General features: G+C 73.4%; 13 protein-coding genes. 9 read left to right on the top strand and 4 right to left on the bottom strand.

All coding sequences use genetic code 11. The features are described 5' to 3' along the window. Positions 1-32 precede the first annotated feature (32 nt). Positions 33-401 carry a DUF6479 family protein gene (locus tag ACFY30_RS11235; protein WP_390844925.1) on the bottom strand — a complete coding sequence of 123 codons (369 nt, stop codon included), beginning with the start codon at positions 399-401 and terminating at the stop codon, positions 33-35. Positions 402-798: 397 nt separating this feature from the next. On the opposite strand from ACFY30_RS11235, the gene ctaD reads away from it, so the two are divergent. Together ctaD and ACFY30_RS11225 are read left to right on the top strand one after the other, a co-directional pair. After that, entirely contained in the window at positions 799-2,355 is a 1,557-nt protein-coding gene (gene ctaD / locus ACFY30_RS11230) for a cytochrome c oxidase subunit I (protein ID WP_390845274.1), read from the top strand. Next, the gene (locus ACFY30_RS11225; RefSeq protein ID WP_390844924.1) at positions 2,345-2,749 is read left to right on the top strand and encodes a cytochrome c oxidase subunit 4; all 405 of its coding nucleotides are present in this window, start codon (positions 2,345-2,347) and stop codon (positions 2,747-2,749) included. Before ctaD ends, ACFY30_RS11225 begins: the two co-directional genes overlap by 11 nt. On the opposite strand, the gene ACFY30_RS11220 is transcribed toward ACFY30_RS11225, so the two are convergent. Beyond that, positions 2,667-4,184: a cytochrome bc complex cytochrome b subunit gene (locus ACFY30_RS11220; RefSeq protein WP_390844923.1), complete on the bottom strand. Its 1,518-nt coding sequence runs from the start codon at positions 4,182-4,184 to the stop codon at positions 2,667-2,669. The two genes, ACFY30_RS11225 and ACFY30_RS11220, sit on opposite strands and share 83 nt — an antisense overlap. Positions 4,185-4,407: 223 nt before the next feature. Between ACFY30_RS11220 and ACFY30_RS11215 the strand changes: the two genes are divergently transcribed. Next, on the top strand, positions 4,408-4,884 hold the full coding sequence (locus tag ACFY30_RS11215; protein ID WP_390657526.1) for an Lrp/AsnC family transcriptional regulator: 477 nt from the start codon (positions 4,408-4,410) through the stop codon (positions 4,882-4,884). 149 nt (positions 4,885-5,033) lie between these two features. After that, a complete protein-coding gene (locus tag ACFY30_RS11210) occupies positions 5,034-7,820 on the top strand; it encodes a beta-L-arabinofuranosidase domain-containing protein (protein WP_390844922.1) in 2,787 nt (928 codons plus the stop codon). A 50-nt stretch (positions 7,821-7,870) separates the two neighbouring features. Here ACFY30_RS11210 and ACFY30_RS11205 read toward each other — a convergent pair whose 3' ends face one another. Beyond that, on the bottom strand, positions 7,871-8,659 hold the full coding sequence (locus ACFY30_RS11205) for a LysR family substrate-binding domain-containing protein (protein ID WP_390844921.1): 789 nt from the start codon (positions 8,657-8,659) through the stop codon (positions 7,871-7,873). Positions 8,660-8,717: 58 nt separating this feature from the next. Here ACFY30_RS11205 and ACFY30_RS11200 point away from each other — a divergent pair, with 58 nt between their 5' ends. Beyond that, entirely contained in the window at positions 8,718-9,110 is a 393-nt protein-coding gene (locus tag ACFY30_RS11200) for a DUF5997 family protein (protein WP_390844920.1), read from the top strand. A 6-nt stretch (positions 9,111-9,116) separates the two neighbouring features. Here ACFY30_RS11200 and ACFY30_RS11195 read toward each other — a convergent pair whose 3' ends face one another. Continuing rightward, positions 9,117-9,968, bottom strand: coding sequence for a DMT family transporter (locus ACFY30_RS11195; protein ID WP_390845273.1), 852 nt, complete (start codon positions 9,966-9,968; stop codon positions 9,117-9,119). Positions 9,969-10,132: 164 nt separating this feature from the next. Between ACFY30_RS11195 and ACFY30_RS11190 the strand changes: the two genes are divergently transcribed. From ACFY30_RS11190 to ACFY30_RS11175, 4 genes are all read left to right on the top strand, one after another. Beyond that, on the top strand, positions 10,133-10,999 hold the full coding sequence (locus ACFY30_RS11190; RefSeq protein ID WP_390844919.1) for a LysR family transcriptional regulator: 867 nt from the start codon (positions 10,133-10,135) through the stop codon (positions 10,997-10,999). A gap of 88 nt (positions 11,000-11,087) precedes the next feature. Further along, positions 11,088-11,477 (top strand): cold shock domain-containing protein, encoded by a 390-nt coding sequence (locus tag ACFY30_RS11185; protein ID WP_328483468.1) that lies wholly within the window; start codon positions 11,088-11,090, stop codon positions 11,475-11,477. A 249-nt stretch (positions 11,478-11,726) separates the two neighbouring features. After that, the gene (locus ACFY30_RS11180; protein ID WP_390844918.1) at positions 11,727-12,581 is read left to right on the top strand and encodes a DUF4132 domain-containing protein; all 855 of its coding nucleotides are present in this window, start codon (positions 11,727-11,729) and stop codon (positions 12,579-12,581) included. Next, positions 12,578-17,596 (top strand): hypothetical protein, encoded by a 5,019-nt coding sequence (locus ACFY30_RS11175; RefSeq protein ID WP_390844917.1) that lies wholly within the window; start codon positions 12,578-12,580, stop codon positions 17,594-17,596. The genes ACFY30_RS11180 and ACFY30_RS11175 overlap by 4 nt, the downstream gene beginning before the upstream one ends. Positions 17,597-17,614 lie beyond the last annotated feature (18 nt).

The raw sequence follows: 17,614 nt of genomic DNA, 5'->3' as shown, positions 1-17,614 counted from the left end.
CCCGTCGGCGGGCCGGGCGGGAGCGCGGCCGCTCAGGTCGGGCCCGGCCCGCCGCTGCCGAAGGATCCGCCGGAGCGGGAGTCCCAGCGCGGACGGGTCTGGTCCTCGCTGCGCTTGGTGCCGGAGGGATTCAGCTGGTGGGGGGTGAGGCGCTCGCTCCCGTCGGCCGCCACGGGCACCTCGTCCGGTTCCCGCCGCTCCTGGCCGTCGTGCACGGCGCTCGTGGCCGGCCGCGTGGGCTGCTCGGTGCGCCGGGGAGGCCGCGGCTCGCGTCGTCGTACCTTGATGCCGAGGCGCACGGCCCAGATCAGCGCGCCGGTGATCAGGAGGCCGCAGACCAGCACGGCCACCACACCGAACACGGAACTCGCCGCCGCCGCTTCGTAGGTCGTCATCTGCATCCCCGGCGGGTACCCGCGCGGGCCGGATGCATCCCTGCCCGATCCGCCCGGCCACCCGGACGGCGGACAGGGGCGTGGCCGTCGTCCGGCCCCTGACGGCGGACAGGAGGCGTGGCGCGGCCGGATCGGGCGGGGTGCGCCAGTAGCGTCGGCGCTGTCGTGCGGGTCACTCCGCGTCCTGCCCGGTCACCGACGGTTTTCCCGGACGGGGGACCGGGCTCTCGCGAGGCGCCCCGCGGCGGCACGGCTCCCCGGAGAAGCACGAAGGAGGACGATGGCCGGACTGTCGGAACGCGTCGACGACGAAGAAGGCCGCGCCGCCTCCCCGCACTCCTCCGGCCGGGCGCTGCTGCGCTGGGCGACCACGACCGACCACAAGGTGATCGGCCGTCTGTACATGGTCACGGCGTTCTGCTTCTTTCTGTTCGCCGGTCTGCTGGCGCTCGCGATGCGCGCCGAACTCGCCCGGCCGGGGCTGCAGTTCGTCGGCAAGGAGGGCTACAACCAGCTCTTCACCGTCCATGGCACGGTGATGATGCTGCTGTTCGCGACACCGATGTTCGCCGGGTTCGCCAACGCCGTGATGCCGCTGCAGATCGGCGCGCCGGACGTGGCCTTCCCCCGGCTGAACGCCCTGTCGTACTGGATGTACCTGTTCGGCGGTCTGATGGTCGTGTCCGGGTTCGTGGTGCCGGGCGGGGCGGCGGCGTTCGGCTGGTTCGCGTACGCGCCGCTGAACAGCTCGTACCACTCCCCCGGCGCGGGCGGGGACCTGTGGGTGATGGGCCTGGTGGTCACCGGTGTCTCGACGACCCTGGGCGCGGTCAACTTCATCGCCACGATCATGTGTCTGCGCGCGCCGGGGATGACGATGTTCCGGATGCCGATCTTCACCTGGAACGTGCTGTTCACGTCGATCCTGGTGCTGCCCGCGTTCCCGGTGCTGGCGGCGGCGCTGCTGGCGCTGGAGTCGGACCGGAAGTTCGGCTCGCACATCTTCGACGCGGCGAACGGCGGCGCGATCCTCTGGCAGCACCTGTTCTGGTTCTTCGGGCATCCCGAGGTGTACATCGTCGCGCTGCCGTTCTTCGGGATCGTCTCGGAGATCCTCCCGGTGTTCTCGCGCAAGCCGCTGTTCGGGTATCTGCCGCTGATCGGGGCGACGATCACGATCACCATGCTGTCCGCGGTGGTGTGGGCGCACCACATGTTCGCGACGGGCGCGGTGCTGCTGCCGTTCTTCTCGCTGATGTCGTTCCTGATCGCCGTGCCGACGGGCATCAAGTTCTTCGCGTGGGTCGGCACGATGCACCGGGGCTCGCTGTCGTTCGAGACGCCCATGCTGTGGGCGACGGGGTTCTTGATGTCGTTCCTGCTGGGCGGGCTGAGCGGGGTGCTCATCGCGTCGCCGCCCCTGGACTTCCATCTCACCGACTCGTACTTCATCGTGGCGCACCTGCATTACGTGCTGTTCGGCACCGTCGTCTTCGCGATGTTCGCCGGGTTCTACTTCTGGTGGCCGAAGTTCACCGGGCGGATGCTGGACGAGCGGCTGGGCAAGCTGCACTTCTGGCTGCTGTTCCCGGCGTTCCAGCTGACCTTCCTGGTGCAGCACTGGCTCGGCGAGGAGGGCATGCCACGCCGGTACGCCGACTATCTGCCCTCGGACGGTTTCACCCTCCTGAACACCGTGTCGTCGCTGGGCGCGTTCCTGCTCGGCGTCTCCACCCTCCCCTTCCTCTACAACGTGTGGCACACGGCCCGGCACGGCCGGCGCGTCACCGAGGACGACCCGTGGGGCTACGGGCGGGGACTGGAGTGGGCGACGTCCTGCCCGCCGCCCCGGCACAACTTCGTGGCGCTGCCCCGGGTGCGCTCGGAGTCCCCGGCCTTCGACCTGCACCATCCGGCGATCGAACAGCGGAAGCAGGAGCATCTGCCCCATGAGGACTGAGGCGTTTCTGTTCGGCGGTGTCGGCGTCTTCTTCGGCGGCGCCGCGGTGCTCTACGGTGTCTGGTCACGCTGGGACCCGGCCGGTACGGCGGCGCTCGTCCTGGCGTGCCTGATGGCCGCGGTGATCTCGTTCTTCTGCGCGGTCAACTACCGGCGCAGAGGGCGTCGTCCCCAGGACCGGCGGGACGCCGAGGTGGCCGACGGCACCGGTCCGCTGGAGTTCTTCCCGCCGGAGAGCCGCTGGCCGATCGTCACCGCCGGCGGGTTCGCGGTCGCCGCGACCGGGGTGGTGTACGGGCTGTGGCTGTTCCTCATCGGCGTCGGCGTCCTGGCAGTCGGGGTCTTCGGATGGGTGTTCCAGTACGCCGACCGGGACTCGAGGCCGGCGGGCTGACCGGGGTCCTGGGGGCGCCCGGCCGGAACCTGTCCACCGGGCGGTGATCGCTCTCGTAGCCCCCGGCGACGGACTGGCGCACCTCACCGGTCTCCTCGCCCTCGGTCAGGCGTTCCCGTTCCGACTCCAGCAGGGCGTGGCACAGCCGCCGGGTGACCATGAACGCGAGGACCGGGGCCACGACGAGGGCGACGCGCAGGATCCAGGTGAGGGCGTTCACGGACACCCGGAACGACTGGGCGATGATGTCGTTGCCGCCGGCCAGCAGCAGGACGCCGTAGAAGACGATGCCGGCGACGCCGAGTCCGGTGCGGACGGGGCGTTCGCGCGGCCTGTCGCACAGGTGGTGTTCCCGCTCCGCCTCTCCCGTCAGCCGCTGCTCGACGAACGGATACAGGTACAGCACGAGGAAGAAGAGCCCGGGGAGGACGACGGCGGGCAGCAGCACGTTCCACATGAGGGTGTGCCCGGCGAGGGTGGTCTCCCAGGGCGGTACGAGCCGCAGCGCGCCCTCCAGGAAGCCCACGTAGAAGTCGGGCTGGGAGCCCGTCGACACGACGTCCGGGCGGTAGGGGCCGTACACCCACACCGGGTTGACCTGGGCGAGCCCGCCGAGCAGGGCCAGCACGCCGAAGACCATCAGGGACAGGCCCGCCGAGGACACCGCGAACTGGGGGACCATCGGCTTGCCGACGGCGTTCGCGTCGGTCCTGCCCGGGCCCCGCCATTGCGTGTGCTTGAGGTGGAAGACCAGGATCAAGTGGACCGAGACCAGCGCGATCAGCGCGCCGGGCAGCAGCAGGATGTGCAGGCTGTACAGCCGGGGCACGATGTCCTGCCCGGGGAACTCGCCCCCGAACGCGAACATGCTCACGTAGGTGCCCGCCACCGGCAGCGACAGCATGATGCCCTGCGCGATGCGCAGTCCCGTGCCGGAGAGCAGGTCGTCGGGGAGCGAGTAGCCGGCGAACCCCTCGGCCAGGGCGAGCACCAGCAGGGTGACGCCGATGACCCAGTTCGCCTCGCGCGGCCTGCGGAAGGCGCCGGTGAAGAAGATCCGCAGCAGATGCACCCCGATCGCGGCGACGAAGACGAGGGCCGCCCAGTGGTGCATCTGCCGGATGAGCAGCCCGCCGCGCACGTCGAAGCTGATGTGCAGGGTGGAGTCGAAGGCCGCGGACATGCGGACGCCCTGCAGGGGCACGTACGAGCCGTCGTAGACGACCTCGTGCATCTCCGGGTGGAAGAAGAAGGTCAGCCAGACGCCGGTCAGCACCAGGACGATCAGGCTGTAGAGCGCGAGCTCTCCGAGGAAGAAGGACCAGTGGTGGGGGAACGCCTTGCGCAGCAGCCCGCCCGCCCCCTCGTACACCGGCAGCCGCGCATCGGTCGCGTCCACGGCCCTCCGGACCGCACCCGCGCGCTCACCGTCCACGGACCGCCTCCCTCCTGACCCGCCTCCGGGCCATCCCTAGCCCCCGGCCGGGCGGGCGAGTACCCGGGCCGCGTGAAACACCCGTGCGACCCGCGCGCGGCACCCGAACGGCCGAGCCGGGCGGCCGTGCGCGTCCGGGAAGGGGCGGTCCACCCGGAATGCGCACCGCTGGGCCATTGGTACAGTCGGCCACGATCAGCCACGCACGAGGAGGCCGGGCACCATGGCCGTCGACGAGCTCGACACCCGCATTCTGCGGCTGCTGCTCGAACAGCCGCGCACCAGCGTGCGGGAGTACGCCCGGGTCCTCGGCGTGGCGCGCGGCACCCTCCAGGCGCGCCTGGACCGGCTGGAGCGGGACGGTGTGATCACCGGCACCGGCCCGTCCCTCTCCCCCGCCGCCCTCGGCCACCCGGTGCTCGCGTTCGTGCACATCGAGGTCACCCAGGGCCACCTCGACGACGTGGGCGACGCGCTGGCCGCCGTGCCGGAGATCGTCGAGGCCTTCTCGATCACCGGCGGCGGGGATCTGCTCACGCGGGTCGTGGCGCGGGACAACGCCCATCTGGAGGACGTGATCCAGAAGCTGATCAGCCTCCCCGGGGTGGTCCGCACCCGCACCGAGGTCGCCCTGCGCGAGCGGGTGCCGCACCGCCTGCTGCCGCTGGTGGAGTCGATCGGGCGGGCGGCGGCGAAGTAGCGCGCGCCTCCGCAACTTTCCGTCCCGTCAGGGCCGTTGACGCCCCGTCGTCCCCCCTCTAACGTCTGGTCGGCTCTTCGTACACCGTTCGCAATACCGAACAGATACGGGGACGCCTCGCCCGCACCCCAGCCCCGGAGGAGCAGCACATGGCACCGCCCCTCACCCGACGGACCCTTCTCCAGAGCGCGATCCTCGCCGCCGCCGTGCCCGGAGCCGGCGCCGCGGTGGCTCCCGCCGCCTCGGCGGCCACGCTTCCGCCGCCGTCCTCCTGGACGCTCCGGCCCTTCCCGCTGAAGGACGTAGCCCTCGGATCCGGGGTCTTCGCCGACAAGCGGCGGCTGATGCTCGACCACGCCCGCGGCTACGACGTGAACCGGCTGCTGCAGGTCTTCCGCGCGAACGCCGGTCTCTCCACGCTCGGCGCGGTCGCCCCCGGCGGCTGGGAGGGGCTCGACGGCGAGGCCAACGGCAATCTGCGCGGCCACTACACCGGCCATTTCCTGACGATGCTGGCCCAGGCGTACGCCGGCACCGGCGAACAGGCGTTCGCGGACAGGATCCGCACCATGGTCGGCGCGCTGACCGAGGTGCGCGAGGCGCTGCGGCACGATCCGGCCGTGCTGAGCGTCGCGGGGCGGTCCGGTTCGGCCGTGGAGCAGGTCCGCGGCTCCTACCGGTACGTCGACCTGCCCTCGGGGGTCCTCGGCGACGCCGGCGCGGTCACCCTGGCCGCCTGGGTGAAGCCCACCCACGACAGCACCTGGGCGCGCGTCTTCGACTTCGGCAACGACACCACCCGCTACCTGTACCTGGCCGCGCGCAACGCGAACGGGGTGCCCCGGTTCGCCGTCACCACCGGCGGCGCGGGCGGGGAGCAGGGGCTCGACGGCACCGCCGCGCTGCCCCTCAACCGGTGGAGTCACCTGGCCGTCACGATCGGGGGCGGCACCGGGACGCTGTACGTCGACGGCACGGCCGTCGCCCGGAACACCGCCATGTCCCTCACCCCCGCCGCGCTCGGCACCCTCACCCACCACTGGCTCGGCCGGTCCCAGTACGCCTCCGATCCCGTCTTCGCCGGCGCCCTGGGCGGGTTCGACGTGTGGTCGCGCGCGTTGAGCGCCGACGAGATATCCGCCCTGCAGAGCGCGCGGGCCGCCGGGGACCTCGTCTCCTACGCCTTCGACGAGACCTCGGGATCGTCCTTCGCGGACGCGTCCGGACGCGGGCTGACCGCCACCCTGCGCCGCACCTGGGGCGGGCCCAGCCACCCCGGGTTCCTCGCGGCCTACCCGGAGACGCAGTTCATCCAGCTGGAGTCGATGACCGGCAGCGACTACACGAAGGTGTGGGCGCCCTACTACACCGCCCACAAGATCCTCCGCGGCCTGCTGGACGCCTACCTCGCCACCGACGACGACCGCGCCCTGGACCTGGCGTCCGGGATGGGCGACTGGATGTACTCCCGGCTGTCGAAGCTGCCCGCGGCCACGCTCCAGCGGATGTGGGGGATCTTCTCCAGCGGTGAGTTCGGCGGGATCGTCGAGGCGATCGTCGACCTGCACGCGATCGGCGGCAAGGCCGAACACCTCGCGCTGGCACGGCTCTTCGACCTCGACCGGCTGATCGACGCCTGCGCCGCCGACACCGACATCCTGGACGGCCTGCACGCCAACCAGCACATCCCGATCTTCACCGGGTACCTGCGGCTGTACGACGCGACGGGCGAGGAGCGCTATCTCACCGCCGCGCGGAACTTCTGGAAGATGGTCGTACCCCACCGCATGTACGGCATCGGCGGCACCAGCACGGGTGAGTTCTGGAAGGCGCGGGACGTCATCGCCGGGACGCTCGGTGCGACGACAGCGGAGACGTGCTGCGCGTACAACATGCTGAAGCTGAGCCGCACGCTGTTCTTCCACGAACAGGACCCGGCCTGCATGGACTACTACGAGCGGGCCCTCTACAACCAGGTCCTCGGCTCCAAACAGGACACCGCCGACGCGGAGAAGCCGCTGGTCACGTACTTCATCGGGCTCAGCCCCGGCCATGTGCGCGACTACACGCCCAAGCAGGGCACGACGTGCTGCGAGGGCACCGGCATGGAGAGCGCCACCAAGTACCAGGACTCGGTGTACTTCAAGGCCGCCGACGGGGGCTCGCTGTACGTCAACCTCTACAGCCCGACCACGCTGACCTGGACCGAGAAGGGCGTCACGGTCATCCAGGCCACCGACTTCCCGCACGAGCAGGGCAGCACGCTCACGGTCCGGGGGCGCACCGCCTCCTTCGCGCTGCGGCTGCGGGTGCCGGCCTGGGCGACCGCCGGCTTCCGGGTGACGGTCAACGGGCGGAAGGCCAAGGGGACGCCGGAGCCCGGGAGTTACTTCACGGTGGCGCGGACCTGGCGGGACGGGGACGTCGTACGGGTGGCGATGCCGTTCCGGCTGCGGGTGGAGAAGGCGCTCGACGAACCGTCACTGCAGACCTTGTTCTACGGTCCGGTGAACCTCGTCGCACGCGACTCCTCCACGACGTACCGGGAGTTCGGGCTGTACCGCGACGCGGCCCTCTCCGGCGACCTGCTGCCCTCCCTCGCGCCGGTGAGCGGAAAGCCGCTGCACTTCACGCTCGACGGGACCGAGTTCGCGCCGTTCTTCGAGGGGACCGAGGATCCGACGCACGCGTACTGGCGGCGCGTGGAGCCCCGGGTGGTCTTCGGCAACAGTGACGCGGGCGTGGCCAACCCCGCACGGGCCGACGGGACCACGCTGCTCGACGAGGTGTGGGCCGGGGCGCCGTTCGCGTCCAAGGGGGCGCTGGTCGAACGCGTGGAGACGGTGGTGGACGCGTGGGTGTCGGCCGGGCTGCTCGCGGAGGCCGACGGGGAGAGGGCGGTGAGCACGGCACGCGGAGCGACGTTCGTGCCGTGACACCAGGGGCCGGACCGCTACGAGCGGCGGCGGGAGTGGCGGCCGGACCGCTACGAGCGGCGGCGGGGCTTGCCGCCGCCGGTGCCGCGGCGGCCGCCGCTCTTCGGGCCACCGCTCTTCGAGCCGCCGGTGCGGCCGCGCGAGCCGGCGCCGCTCGCGGTGCCCCTGCGGGGCGCACCGCCCGGCTGCTCCTTCCGGGGCTCACGCTGCTTCGCCGGGGCCTGCTGGGCGCGGCCCCGGGTGCTGTTGACCGTGCGGCCCCGGACGATGCCGATGAAGTCCTCGACCAGGTCGGTGGTCGCGTCCTCGGGCCAGGACAGGGCGACCGCCGACTGGGGGGCGTCCACGACCGTGCGGTAGGTGAGGTCGCGGCGGTGGTGGAGGCGGGCCAGGGACTGGGGCACGACCAGGACGCCGATGTTCGCCGCGACCAGTTCGATCGCGTCCGCCGTGGTCGCGGGGCGCTCGAAGGCGGGCTCGCCGGGCAGCCGCTCCCAGCCGAGGACGTCGTCGAGCGGGTGGATCACGACCTCGTCGGCGAGGTCGTCCAGGGTGATCTCCTCGGCCGCGGTGATCACATGGTCCTTGGGGACCACGACCACCGTCGTCTCGGTGTAGAGAGGGATCGCGCTGAACACCGTACGGTCCACGGGGAGGCGTACGAGGGCCGCGTCCGCGGCACCGTCGCGCAGGACGCCGGAGGCCTCGGCCGGGGCCACCTGGAGGAGGGTGAGAGGGGTGTCGGGCAGGCGCTCCTCCCAGGTCCGCACCCACTTGGCGGGCGTCACTCCGGGGACGTACGCGAGCCGGAACGAAGGGGATTCCGCCTGGTCGGTCATTGCGCCAGGCTACCGGCTGTGGTCGGAGGGCTCGTCGGCGGCCGATACCCTGGACCGTATGAAGTCGCAGCAGACCACCCAGACGATGAAGCCCGCCACGGCGGCGAAGAAGCTGGGTGTGTACCTCCCCGCCACGCCCGCCGAGTTCCAGGAGGGCGTCGTTTCGCGCGCCGAGCTGAACGAGCTCCAGGCGAACCCGCCCGAGTGGCTGCGGACGCTGCGCGAGACCGGCCCGCACCCCCGCCCGGTGGTCGCGGCGAAGCTGGGCGTGTCCATCGCGGGTCTGGCCCGGGGCGGGGTGACGGAGGCGCTGACCACCGAGCAGATCGAGGCGCTGAAGGCGGCCGCGCCCGAGTGGCTGGAGAAGGAGCGCGCCACGCAGGCCGAGGTCCGCAAGGAGACGGCGCGGATCAAGAAGCGCGACGCCGAGCGCGCCGCCTCCGAGGACTGATCCGCCTCACCCGCCCGCTCCTCCGCGCGGAGCCGCTCGATCGCGCGGCCCGGTTCCGCCGCGTGGAGCGAGGATGCTGAGGGCGTTCGCGCACACGACGGCGGCGATCGCCCACTGGTCCACCCAGCCGAGGCTCTGGCCGAGCCCGAGCCGGCCGACCAGGGCCGCGAGCACCGGGTTGACGCTCATGAAGAGGCCGAAGGCGGCCGGGGGCACGTGCCGCAGGGTGAACAGGTCGGCGAGATAGGGCACGGCGGAGGACAGCACCCCGGCGACGACGGCGTACCCGACGGCCTCGGCGGTCGGCGGACGGTGCAGCGCCAGGGTCGCGCCGACCGGCAGGAACACCAGCGCGGACACGGTCGCGGCCGCCGCCGAGCCCTGCGCGCCGGGTATGCGCCGGCCCACGGTCCGGTTGAGCAGGATGTACGACGCCCAGCAGACCGCGGCCAGGAGACCGAGGCCCATCCCCACGTAGTCGCTCGACGCCCGCGGGCGCATGAGGGTGACGGCGCCTGCCGCGGCGATCACCGCGCAGCAGGCGTCGACCCGGCGGCGCGCGGCGGCCAGGGCGATGGCCAGCGGGCCGAGGAACTCCAGGGTGACCGCGAGACCGAGTCCGATGCGGTCGATCGCCGTGTAGAGGGACAGGTTCATCGTCCCGAACACCAGGGCGAGGAGCAGGACCGGTCCCCACTGGTGCCGGGTGAAGGACCGCAGGCGGGGGCGGCCGACGGCCAGCAGCACGAGCGCGGCGACGTACTGGCGTACCGCGACGACCCCGACCGGGCCGAGCGCGGGAAAGGCGAGGGAGCCGATCGCGGCGCCGGTCTGGTTGGACAGGCCGCTGCCGGCCATGGCGGCGAGGCCGGCGGCACGCCGGCGCGGGCCACGGGTCTGCAGGGCGGGGACCGGCGGGGACAAGGTCGTCGAGGACGAGGGAGCAGTGGGCACGTTCGGATCGTCCACCTGACCCGGCCTTGCGCAAAATGCATGTGCCGCGCCGTCCATACGCTGGAGTCATGAATGTGACCCCGGGAGTGGACCTACGACAGCTTCGGTGTCTCGTCGCGATCATCGACGAGGGCGGCTTCACGGACGCGGCCGCCGTGCTCGGAGTCTCCCAGGCGGCTGTCTCCCGCACCCTGGCCTCGCTCGAACAGGGCCTGGGCGTGCGGCTGTTGAGGCGGACTTCGCGGATCGTGACGCCCACGGCGACCGGGCTGCGCGTCGCGGCGCACGCCCGGCGGGTGCTCGGTGAGGTGGAGGCGCTGGTGCGGGAGGCCACCTCGGGACACACCCGGCTGCGGATCGGCTACGCCTGGTCCGCGCTCGGCCGCCACACCCTCGCCTTCCAGCGCCGCTGGGCGGAGCGGAGCCCGGAGACGGAGTTGCAGCTCGTGCGGGTGAACTCCGGCACCGCCGGGCTGGCCGAGGGCGCCTGCGACATGGCGGTGGTGCGCAGGCCCCTGGAGGACCGTCGGTTCGAGTCGGTGATCGTCGGTCTCGAGCGGCGCCTGTGCGCGCTGGCCGCCGACGACCCGCTGGCCCGGCGCCGCTCCGTGCGGCTGGCCGACCTCAGCGGGCGCACTCTGCTGATCGACCGCCGCACCGGTACCACCACCCCCGAACTGTGGCCGCCCGACGCACGGCCCGCCACCGAGGAGACGCATGACGTCGACGACTGGCTGACGGTGATCGCCACCGGCCGCAGCGTCGGCATGACCGCCGAGTCGACCGCCAACCAGTACCCGAGGCCCGGTGTCGCCTACCGGCCGGTGCGCGACGCGGAGCCCGTCGCGGTGCGTCTGGTGTGGTGGCGCGACGACCCGCATCCCGCGACACAGTCCGTGCTGGAGCTGCTCACCGCGCTGTACCGGGAGCGGTGAGACCCGGGGAGTCGCCTGGGGCGGTCGGTTTGACTACGATCTGGGCAGGTTCACCGAAGTGGGTGTTTCGAGGTTGTTGGGGGTTGGGATGGTTGCTGGTCGTGTGGTGCGCTTCGACAGCCAGCGGGGCTACGGGTTCATCGCGCCCGACGACGGCGGGGAGGATGTCTTCCTGCACGTCAACGACATGCTGATGCCCGAGTCGCAGGTGCGGCGCGGCATCGTCGTGGAATTCGAGATCGAGGACGGCGAGCGCGGCCCCAAGGCGTCCGGGGTGCGGCTCGCGCGGGGCGCGGACGGCAAGCCGCTCGCGGCGGACGACGACGTGCTGTGCGATGTGCTCAGCACCGAGGAGTTCACCCGGGACGTCACCGAGGCCCTGCTGACCGCGGCGCCCTCGCTCACCGGAGAGCAGATCGTCCAGGTGCGAGCCGGGCTCGCGCAGTTCGCGAAGAACCACGGCTGGGTCGAGGGCTGATCCGGCCGGCCGCGGCGGTGCGCGGAGGGAACCCTCACGGGACGTCCCTCGGCGCACCGCCGTTGCGCGTCCCGTGACCGGAACCCTCCCCCGAGGACGGCCGCCGAAGCACCCGACCGGGCCAAGTACACCGCGATGACCTGGGACTTCATCCCGCCGGACGCTGGACGGCCGTCCGTCCCGGCCCTGTTGTCAGTGGCCTGTTCTACTGTTCCCCTCACTTGATCCAAGCGGGTGTGGGAGGCACGAATGGGGTGGGTGTCGGCCGGCGACTACGAAGTCGCCCTCGACGACGGCAAGGTGGTGTGCCGCAACGCGGCGGGGCGGCTGTTGAAGTCCGTGCCGCCCAAGATCGCCGACGATCCGGCGGTGGTGGGACTGCGTCAGCTCGTCGAGTGGCTGGAGCGGCACGAACGGCAGTGCCTGGCCGACGTGGAGCGGTGGATGGTGCGCTCGCTGCCGGTGCCGTTCGCGGTCGTCGCCCGGGTGTGGCCCGACCCGGCCTGGCAGGCCGCCCTGCGTGACCTCGTCGTCACCGGGGCCGACGGCGAGGTGGCCGGGTTCCTGCGGGACGCCGACGCCGAGCGCGGCCTCGGTCTGGTCGACCTCGACGGCGACACCGTGCGCCTCACCCCCGACCTGGTCCGCCTGCCGCACCCGGTGCTCCTCGACGACCTGGAGGAGCTGCGGGAGTTCGCCGTCGAACTCGGCGTGGAGCAGCGGGCCCAGCAGCTCTTCCGCGAGGTGTGGCACCGGCCGGCGACGCTGGACGCCGAGGCCGCCTCGGTCGAGGAGTACGCGGGCGGGGCGTTCAAGGAGCAGCGGTTCCTGCACGGCCGGGTGACCCAGCTCGGCTACCGCGTGCGCGGCGGCAACGCCGTCCACTCCGTCCTGGAGGACGGACGCACCGTCGAGGCGCGCGTCTGGGTGGGCGACTACGAGGGCTACGAGGAGTCCGAGACCGGTCCGCTGGTGTTCACCGACCCCGCCGGCCGGGTGCTGAAGCTGCGTGAGGTGGGGCCGGTGGCCTGGTCGGAGGGCATGCGGATGGCGGCCGCGCTGTACGCCGGACGCGACATCGAGGACGAGGAGCGGGCGGCATGACGACCTACGACGAGACCACCGCGGGCGCGCTGCTCGACGCGGGCGCGGTCCTGCCGCCGGGCAGCACCGGCCGCGAGGACGCCGACACGCTCACCGTCCGTACGTACACCCATCCCGCGCTGGACGACCGGCGGATCGTGCGGCTGGTGCCGGGCACCCTCGGCGAGGCCGAGGACCTCGCCCTGGACTTCCTCGGCCTGGTGCGGGACGCGGACGTGCCCGAGGTGGGGCAGGTGCGCCGGGAGACCCTCGGCTTCCCGGCCTGGGCGCTGGTCAACGACCCGGCGAACGGCCATCACGCACTGGCCCTGGTCAGGGACGTGGAGCGGCTCGCGCGGCAGGCCAAGTCCCGCCCCGGCACCGCCAAGGACGGCTTCGAGGAGCTCGGCACCCGGCTCGGCCGGGCCGTGCCGCACTTCCTTCCCACGTTCTACGAACAGGCCGCGCGCGTCTTCCTGCAGCACGAGAACACGACGTACGCCGCCGCCTTCTTCGGCAAGGCCCGCGAGGCCGAACGGGTGCACGCGCTGACGGTGGACGAGGAGCGGCAGCGTGCCGTGTTCCTGGAGTTCGCCTTCGCGGGGGCGCTGACGGTCAAGGCCCTCAAGGAGCACGTCAAGGCGCTCGCCGCGCGGCTCAGCCCGGCCGAGGCGTGGGCGCAGTTCCGGCAGCTGACGGTGGAGCGCTGCGCGGCCGGCATGCCGCCGTACGCCTCGCTGCCGCAGGACGCGCGCGGGCTGATCAGGGCGGCCGGGCTCGACCGGGTCACCGAGGAGTGCGGGCTGGTCTTCGACCTGCTCGCCTCGCCCGCGGCGGTGCGCGCTCCCGCGTCCTTCTGGAACTTCTACCGGTCGACGCTGGTCGTGCTCGCCGAGCGGCAGCCGGAGGTGCGCCGCCGGCTGCTGGAGATCATGCCGGCCGGTCTCGGCCGTTCCGTCGAGGACGACGAGTTCTGGCTGGCGCTGCTCGCGGAGTGCCGGGCGGACCTGCTCCTCACCGGCGAGGCCGGTGCGGCGGCGGACGAGGTCGACGCGGCGGACTGGCTCACCCGCTGGGCCCTCCACCGCAAGCACGGCGCCAACGTCTGCGACCGTTCCCCGGCCACCCTCGCGCTCGTCGAACGGATGGCGCCCCGGCTGCGTGAGCGGGGCCGGCCCGTCGACCTCGTCACCGGCCGCTGGCACGCCGGCGCCGACCTCGACCTGCTGGACCTGTGCGTGGCGCAGGGCGTCCCGCTGGTGCAGCCCGCCGAGGGCGAGGTCGTGTACCTCGGTCTGGACCGCTGGCTGCGCGAGACCCGTCCCGGCCGCCGCGACCTGACGGCGACGGCGGCGGACGCGCGTTCCCGGCGTCTGCTGTACCGCGAGATCAGCACCGTGGGCGGCAGCCGGCCCGGTCCCGAGGTGCTTCAGTCCCTGGCCGCCCACCCGGTGCTCCCGGACGTCCTGCGCGAGTGGCTGGAGGACGCGGCCGGGGAGCTGACCGCCGCCGTCGGTCTGCCCGCCGCCCGCGCGGCGCTGGAGCGGCTGCGGCCCTTCCGCGCCGTGGCCGCCCGGGTCGCCCCGGCCGCCGTGGCCCGGGTCGCCGCGCACGAGGCCGCGCCGCTGCTCGGGCACACCCTGCGCTCCGGTCTGCTGGACGAACTGGGCTGGCCCGCGCTCGAGGAGGCGGTCCGCCGGATCCACGCCGAGACCAAGGTCCAGCACGACCACGACAGCACGATGACCGTCCAGGAGGCCTGGCCCGCGCTGATCCTCTCCCGCGGTCACAAGGCGTTCGTCGTCGGTCCCGAGGAGATCCTGCTGGAGCACGACCTGCGCCTGCCCGTCGACCCCGACCGCTGGCACCGTCCGTCGTTCCGCTACACGGACGGCGAACTGCTGGTGATGTGGCGCCAGGACGGCACGCAGTTCGGCTACTGGTCGGCCCGCCCTGCCGACGTGTTCCCGCTCGCCGGCGAGCAGATCCCCCACTACTGGTACGGCGGCAACGACGCGGGCGAGCCGTCCATCCCCCTGCCCGGCGGCGGACGCGCCACCGGCGGCCGGAGCCTGCACCCCGGCGACACCGTCCTGCCGCCCCGCCGCGCCGTCCTCGGCGACGGCACCTCGTTCTGGCGTCAGGGCAGGCAGGGCCGGCAGCAGGTGTGGCTGGAGTACGACCCGGCCACCGGCACGCACGGGCGCGCCTCGCTGCCCGCGTTCCTGCGCGGCGGCATCCGGGAGGACGCCACCCTGCTGCAGCACCACTGCGAGGTCCTGCCGCTGCAACCCGGCCTGGAGCAGAGCCCGTTCGGCACCGACGGCACGGTCCTCGGCCGCTGGGTCCGCACGGAGGGCGAGGGCGCCGGGGCCCGCACGGTCGCGGGCACGCCGGACGGCCGGACCGTCGCCCTGCCGAAGGCCGGTGGCCGCGCCCCGGGCGTCCCGCTCGGCGCGCTGCGGCTGCCGGGGGGCGCCGAGCCCGTCGTGGTCCGCACCCACCGCCAGATAGCCCTGTACGCGGCCGGCGACACCTCGGCCGCCGGGGAGCTGGGCCGGGTCACGCCGATGGAGCGCGGCAGCGAGTTCGCCGCCGGCACCCGGTTCGTTCCGCCGGTCGAGTTCTGGCACGCGCTGCGTCCGCGGGACGAGCGGGCGTCGGCCGTGCTGCGCGCGCTGACCGACGACCAGGCCGCCGCGTTGCTGTGCGCCGGGGCCGAGGCGCTGGCGGAGCGGCAGGGGAGGATCGCGGCGGCCGGGGCCGTCGACGGGACGCCGGACGCCAAGGCCGCCGTCCCGACCGCCGACGAGGTGCTGGCGAAGGCCGTCTCCGCCGCCCTGCCCGCGCTGGGCGACCCGCGGCTGGTCACGGGCGTCGCGTCGCTGGTGCGGGCGGCCCTGCGGCTCGACGAGTCGACCGTCGCGTTCGTGGCGCCTCCGGTCGAGCGGCCGAAGCAGGACAGCCGGCGCACCGAGGGCATGTTCGCCGACTACAGCCCCGAGCACGGCGACGACCAGACGCTGCGCGAGGCCGTGACCGGTTTCGCGGGGCTGCACGGCTGGTGGGGCAGCGAGCCACGCTGGAGCGCGCTGCGGCAGATCCGCGCCGTGAACCACGTGCTGTCCGGGAAGCCCGCCGACGGCAGGCCCTTGGCCGATGCCATGCGCCGGGCCGGTGCCGCCGAGGGGTGGAGCAGCGACGAGTTCACGGTTCCCGGTGGCGGCGCGGTGTGGACGTCCGTGCTGGACGTGCTGCGCCCGCTCGCCTACCGGGCCGCCTCCGTGACGGTGACCGAGGCGCACCGGGAGGCGCTGCTGCTGCTGTTCGAGGCGATCGCCGACGGGCCGCTGGCCCGGCCCGGGGGCACGCTGCGCGAGGTCGTGCTGAGCGAGCCGCACGACAAGCAGGAGCGCGTCGGCCAGGTACTGCGCCGGGAGGGCCGTACGGTCGTCGTCACCGCCTGCCGGAGTGTCGACCGGCAGCACGACCAGGTGAACTGGGTCGCCCTGGACTTCGATCCGACCGGCGCGTTCGGCGCGATCGCCCACTTCACGCTGGAGGGCGAGACCGCGTACCCGGCGGTGTTCCCGGCCGACGCCCTGCGGGCGGTCACCGAGCTGGTCCGGGAGAAGGGCCCGGCGCCCTGGCAGCCGGAGGCGCCCGCCGCGCTGGCCGCCGCGACACGCGACGGGCTGGGGCCCGTGCAGGGGGCCCTGCTGCTGGCCGGCAGGCCCGCGCAGCTCACCGCCGAGGTGATCGCCGCGACCGGGCTGAAACCCCGTCAGAAGACCCTGGGCGACAGCCTGCTGACCTCGGTCGGCAACGAGGACCTGGCGGCGCTGGTCGGTGCGCTGCTGCCCGCGGACCCCGGCGACCTGTGGACGGCGGGACCGGACACCCGGGCCGCGGGCCGGGTGTGGGCCGAGCGGCTCGGCGGGGTGGTCCGGCTGCCGGAGGACCTGGTCGGCGAGCTCGCCCTGGACGGTCTGCCCACGAGCTCCGTCGACGAGGTGCTCAACCCCGGGCGCACCCCCTGGATCGGCCGCACCACGGTGCAGCGGCCCGGCAAGGACGGGGATCTGGTCGCCGAGGACCCGACGGCGCTGCCCGGGCGGTACGACCTGACGCGCGCGGTGGCCGCCCTGGCCGGGCTCGCCTACTCGCTGCCGTACGGACACCCGCTGCGGGCCGCGCTGCCGGAGGGCCTGGCCGCGCTGCGCCGCCGGGTCGCCGACCCGGGGCTGCTGATCGATCTGGACGTGGCGTGGACGGCGAAGGGCGGTGCGACCGCGGTCGAGCTGCGCAAGGCGTACGGGCTGCCCGCCACCGGTGGCGCCACCGCGCAGGGTCTGACGCACGCGGGCGAGGCGCTGGTGCTGCGCCCCTGGTACGGCGACCAGGAGACCGTGCTGGTGCGGCCCGGTGCGCTCGAAGGTCCCGGCGACCCGGTGTTCGGGCTGCTCGAAGGGCTCGTCGGGCCCGGCCGAGGCCAGGGGATGTGGGCTCTGCGGACCCTCCTGGACGAGGAACTGACCCGTGCGCTCACGGCCGGTGTCGGCCCCGGGGGGCCCGTGGGGTACGCGCAGGACCCGACCGTCAGCGTGCCCGCCCTGGTCACGGAGGCCGCCGAGCGGCACGGCCTCGGTGCGGACGCCGCGGCGCTCTATCTGATGCTGCTCGCCCTGCCCGACCCCACGGACCGCAACTGCGCCCGCTGGACCGGCTGGAAGCCCGCCCGGATGAAGAAGGCCCGCGCCGAACTCGCGGCGACCGACCTGGTCGTCGAGGCCAAGCGGCCGCGTGCCGGACGCACCCTGTTCCTGCCGTGCGGCTGGCTGGACCTGAAGTCGCCCGCGCTGCCGGTGGAGCTCTGGAAGCAGAGTCTCTACCCGGTCCACGGCCACGGCCGGGCAGTGCCGCTGGTGCCGGTGCCCGAGCTCTTCGCCCGCGCGTGGGACCGCGTCCGCGCCGGTGACGCCCCGGCGTACGAGGAGCTCACCACCCGCGCCACCCGCAAGGGCCGCCGCCGATGACCACCGTCCCGTCCCACC

It is taken from the genome of Streptomyces sp. NPDC000345 (assembly GCF_042898825.1).
Classification (GTDB): domain Bacteria; phylum Actinomycetota; class Actinomycetes; order Streptomycetales; family Streptomycetaceae; genus Streptomyces.
This window is presented reverse-complemented; position numbering and strand designations above follow the sequence as displayed.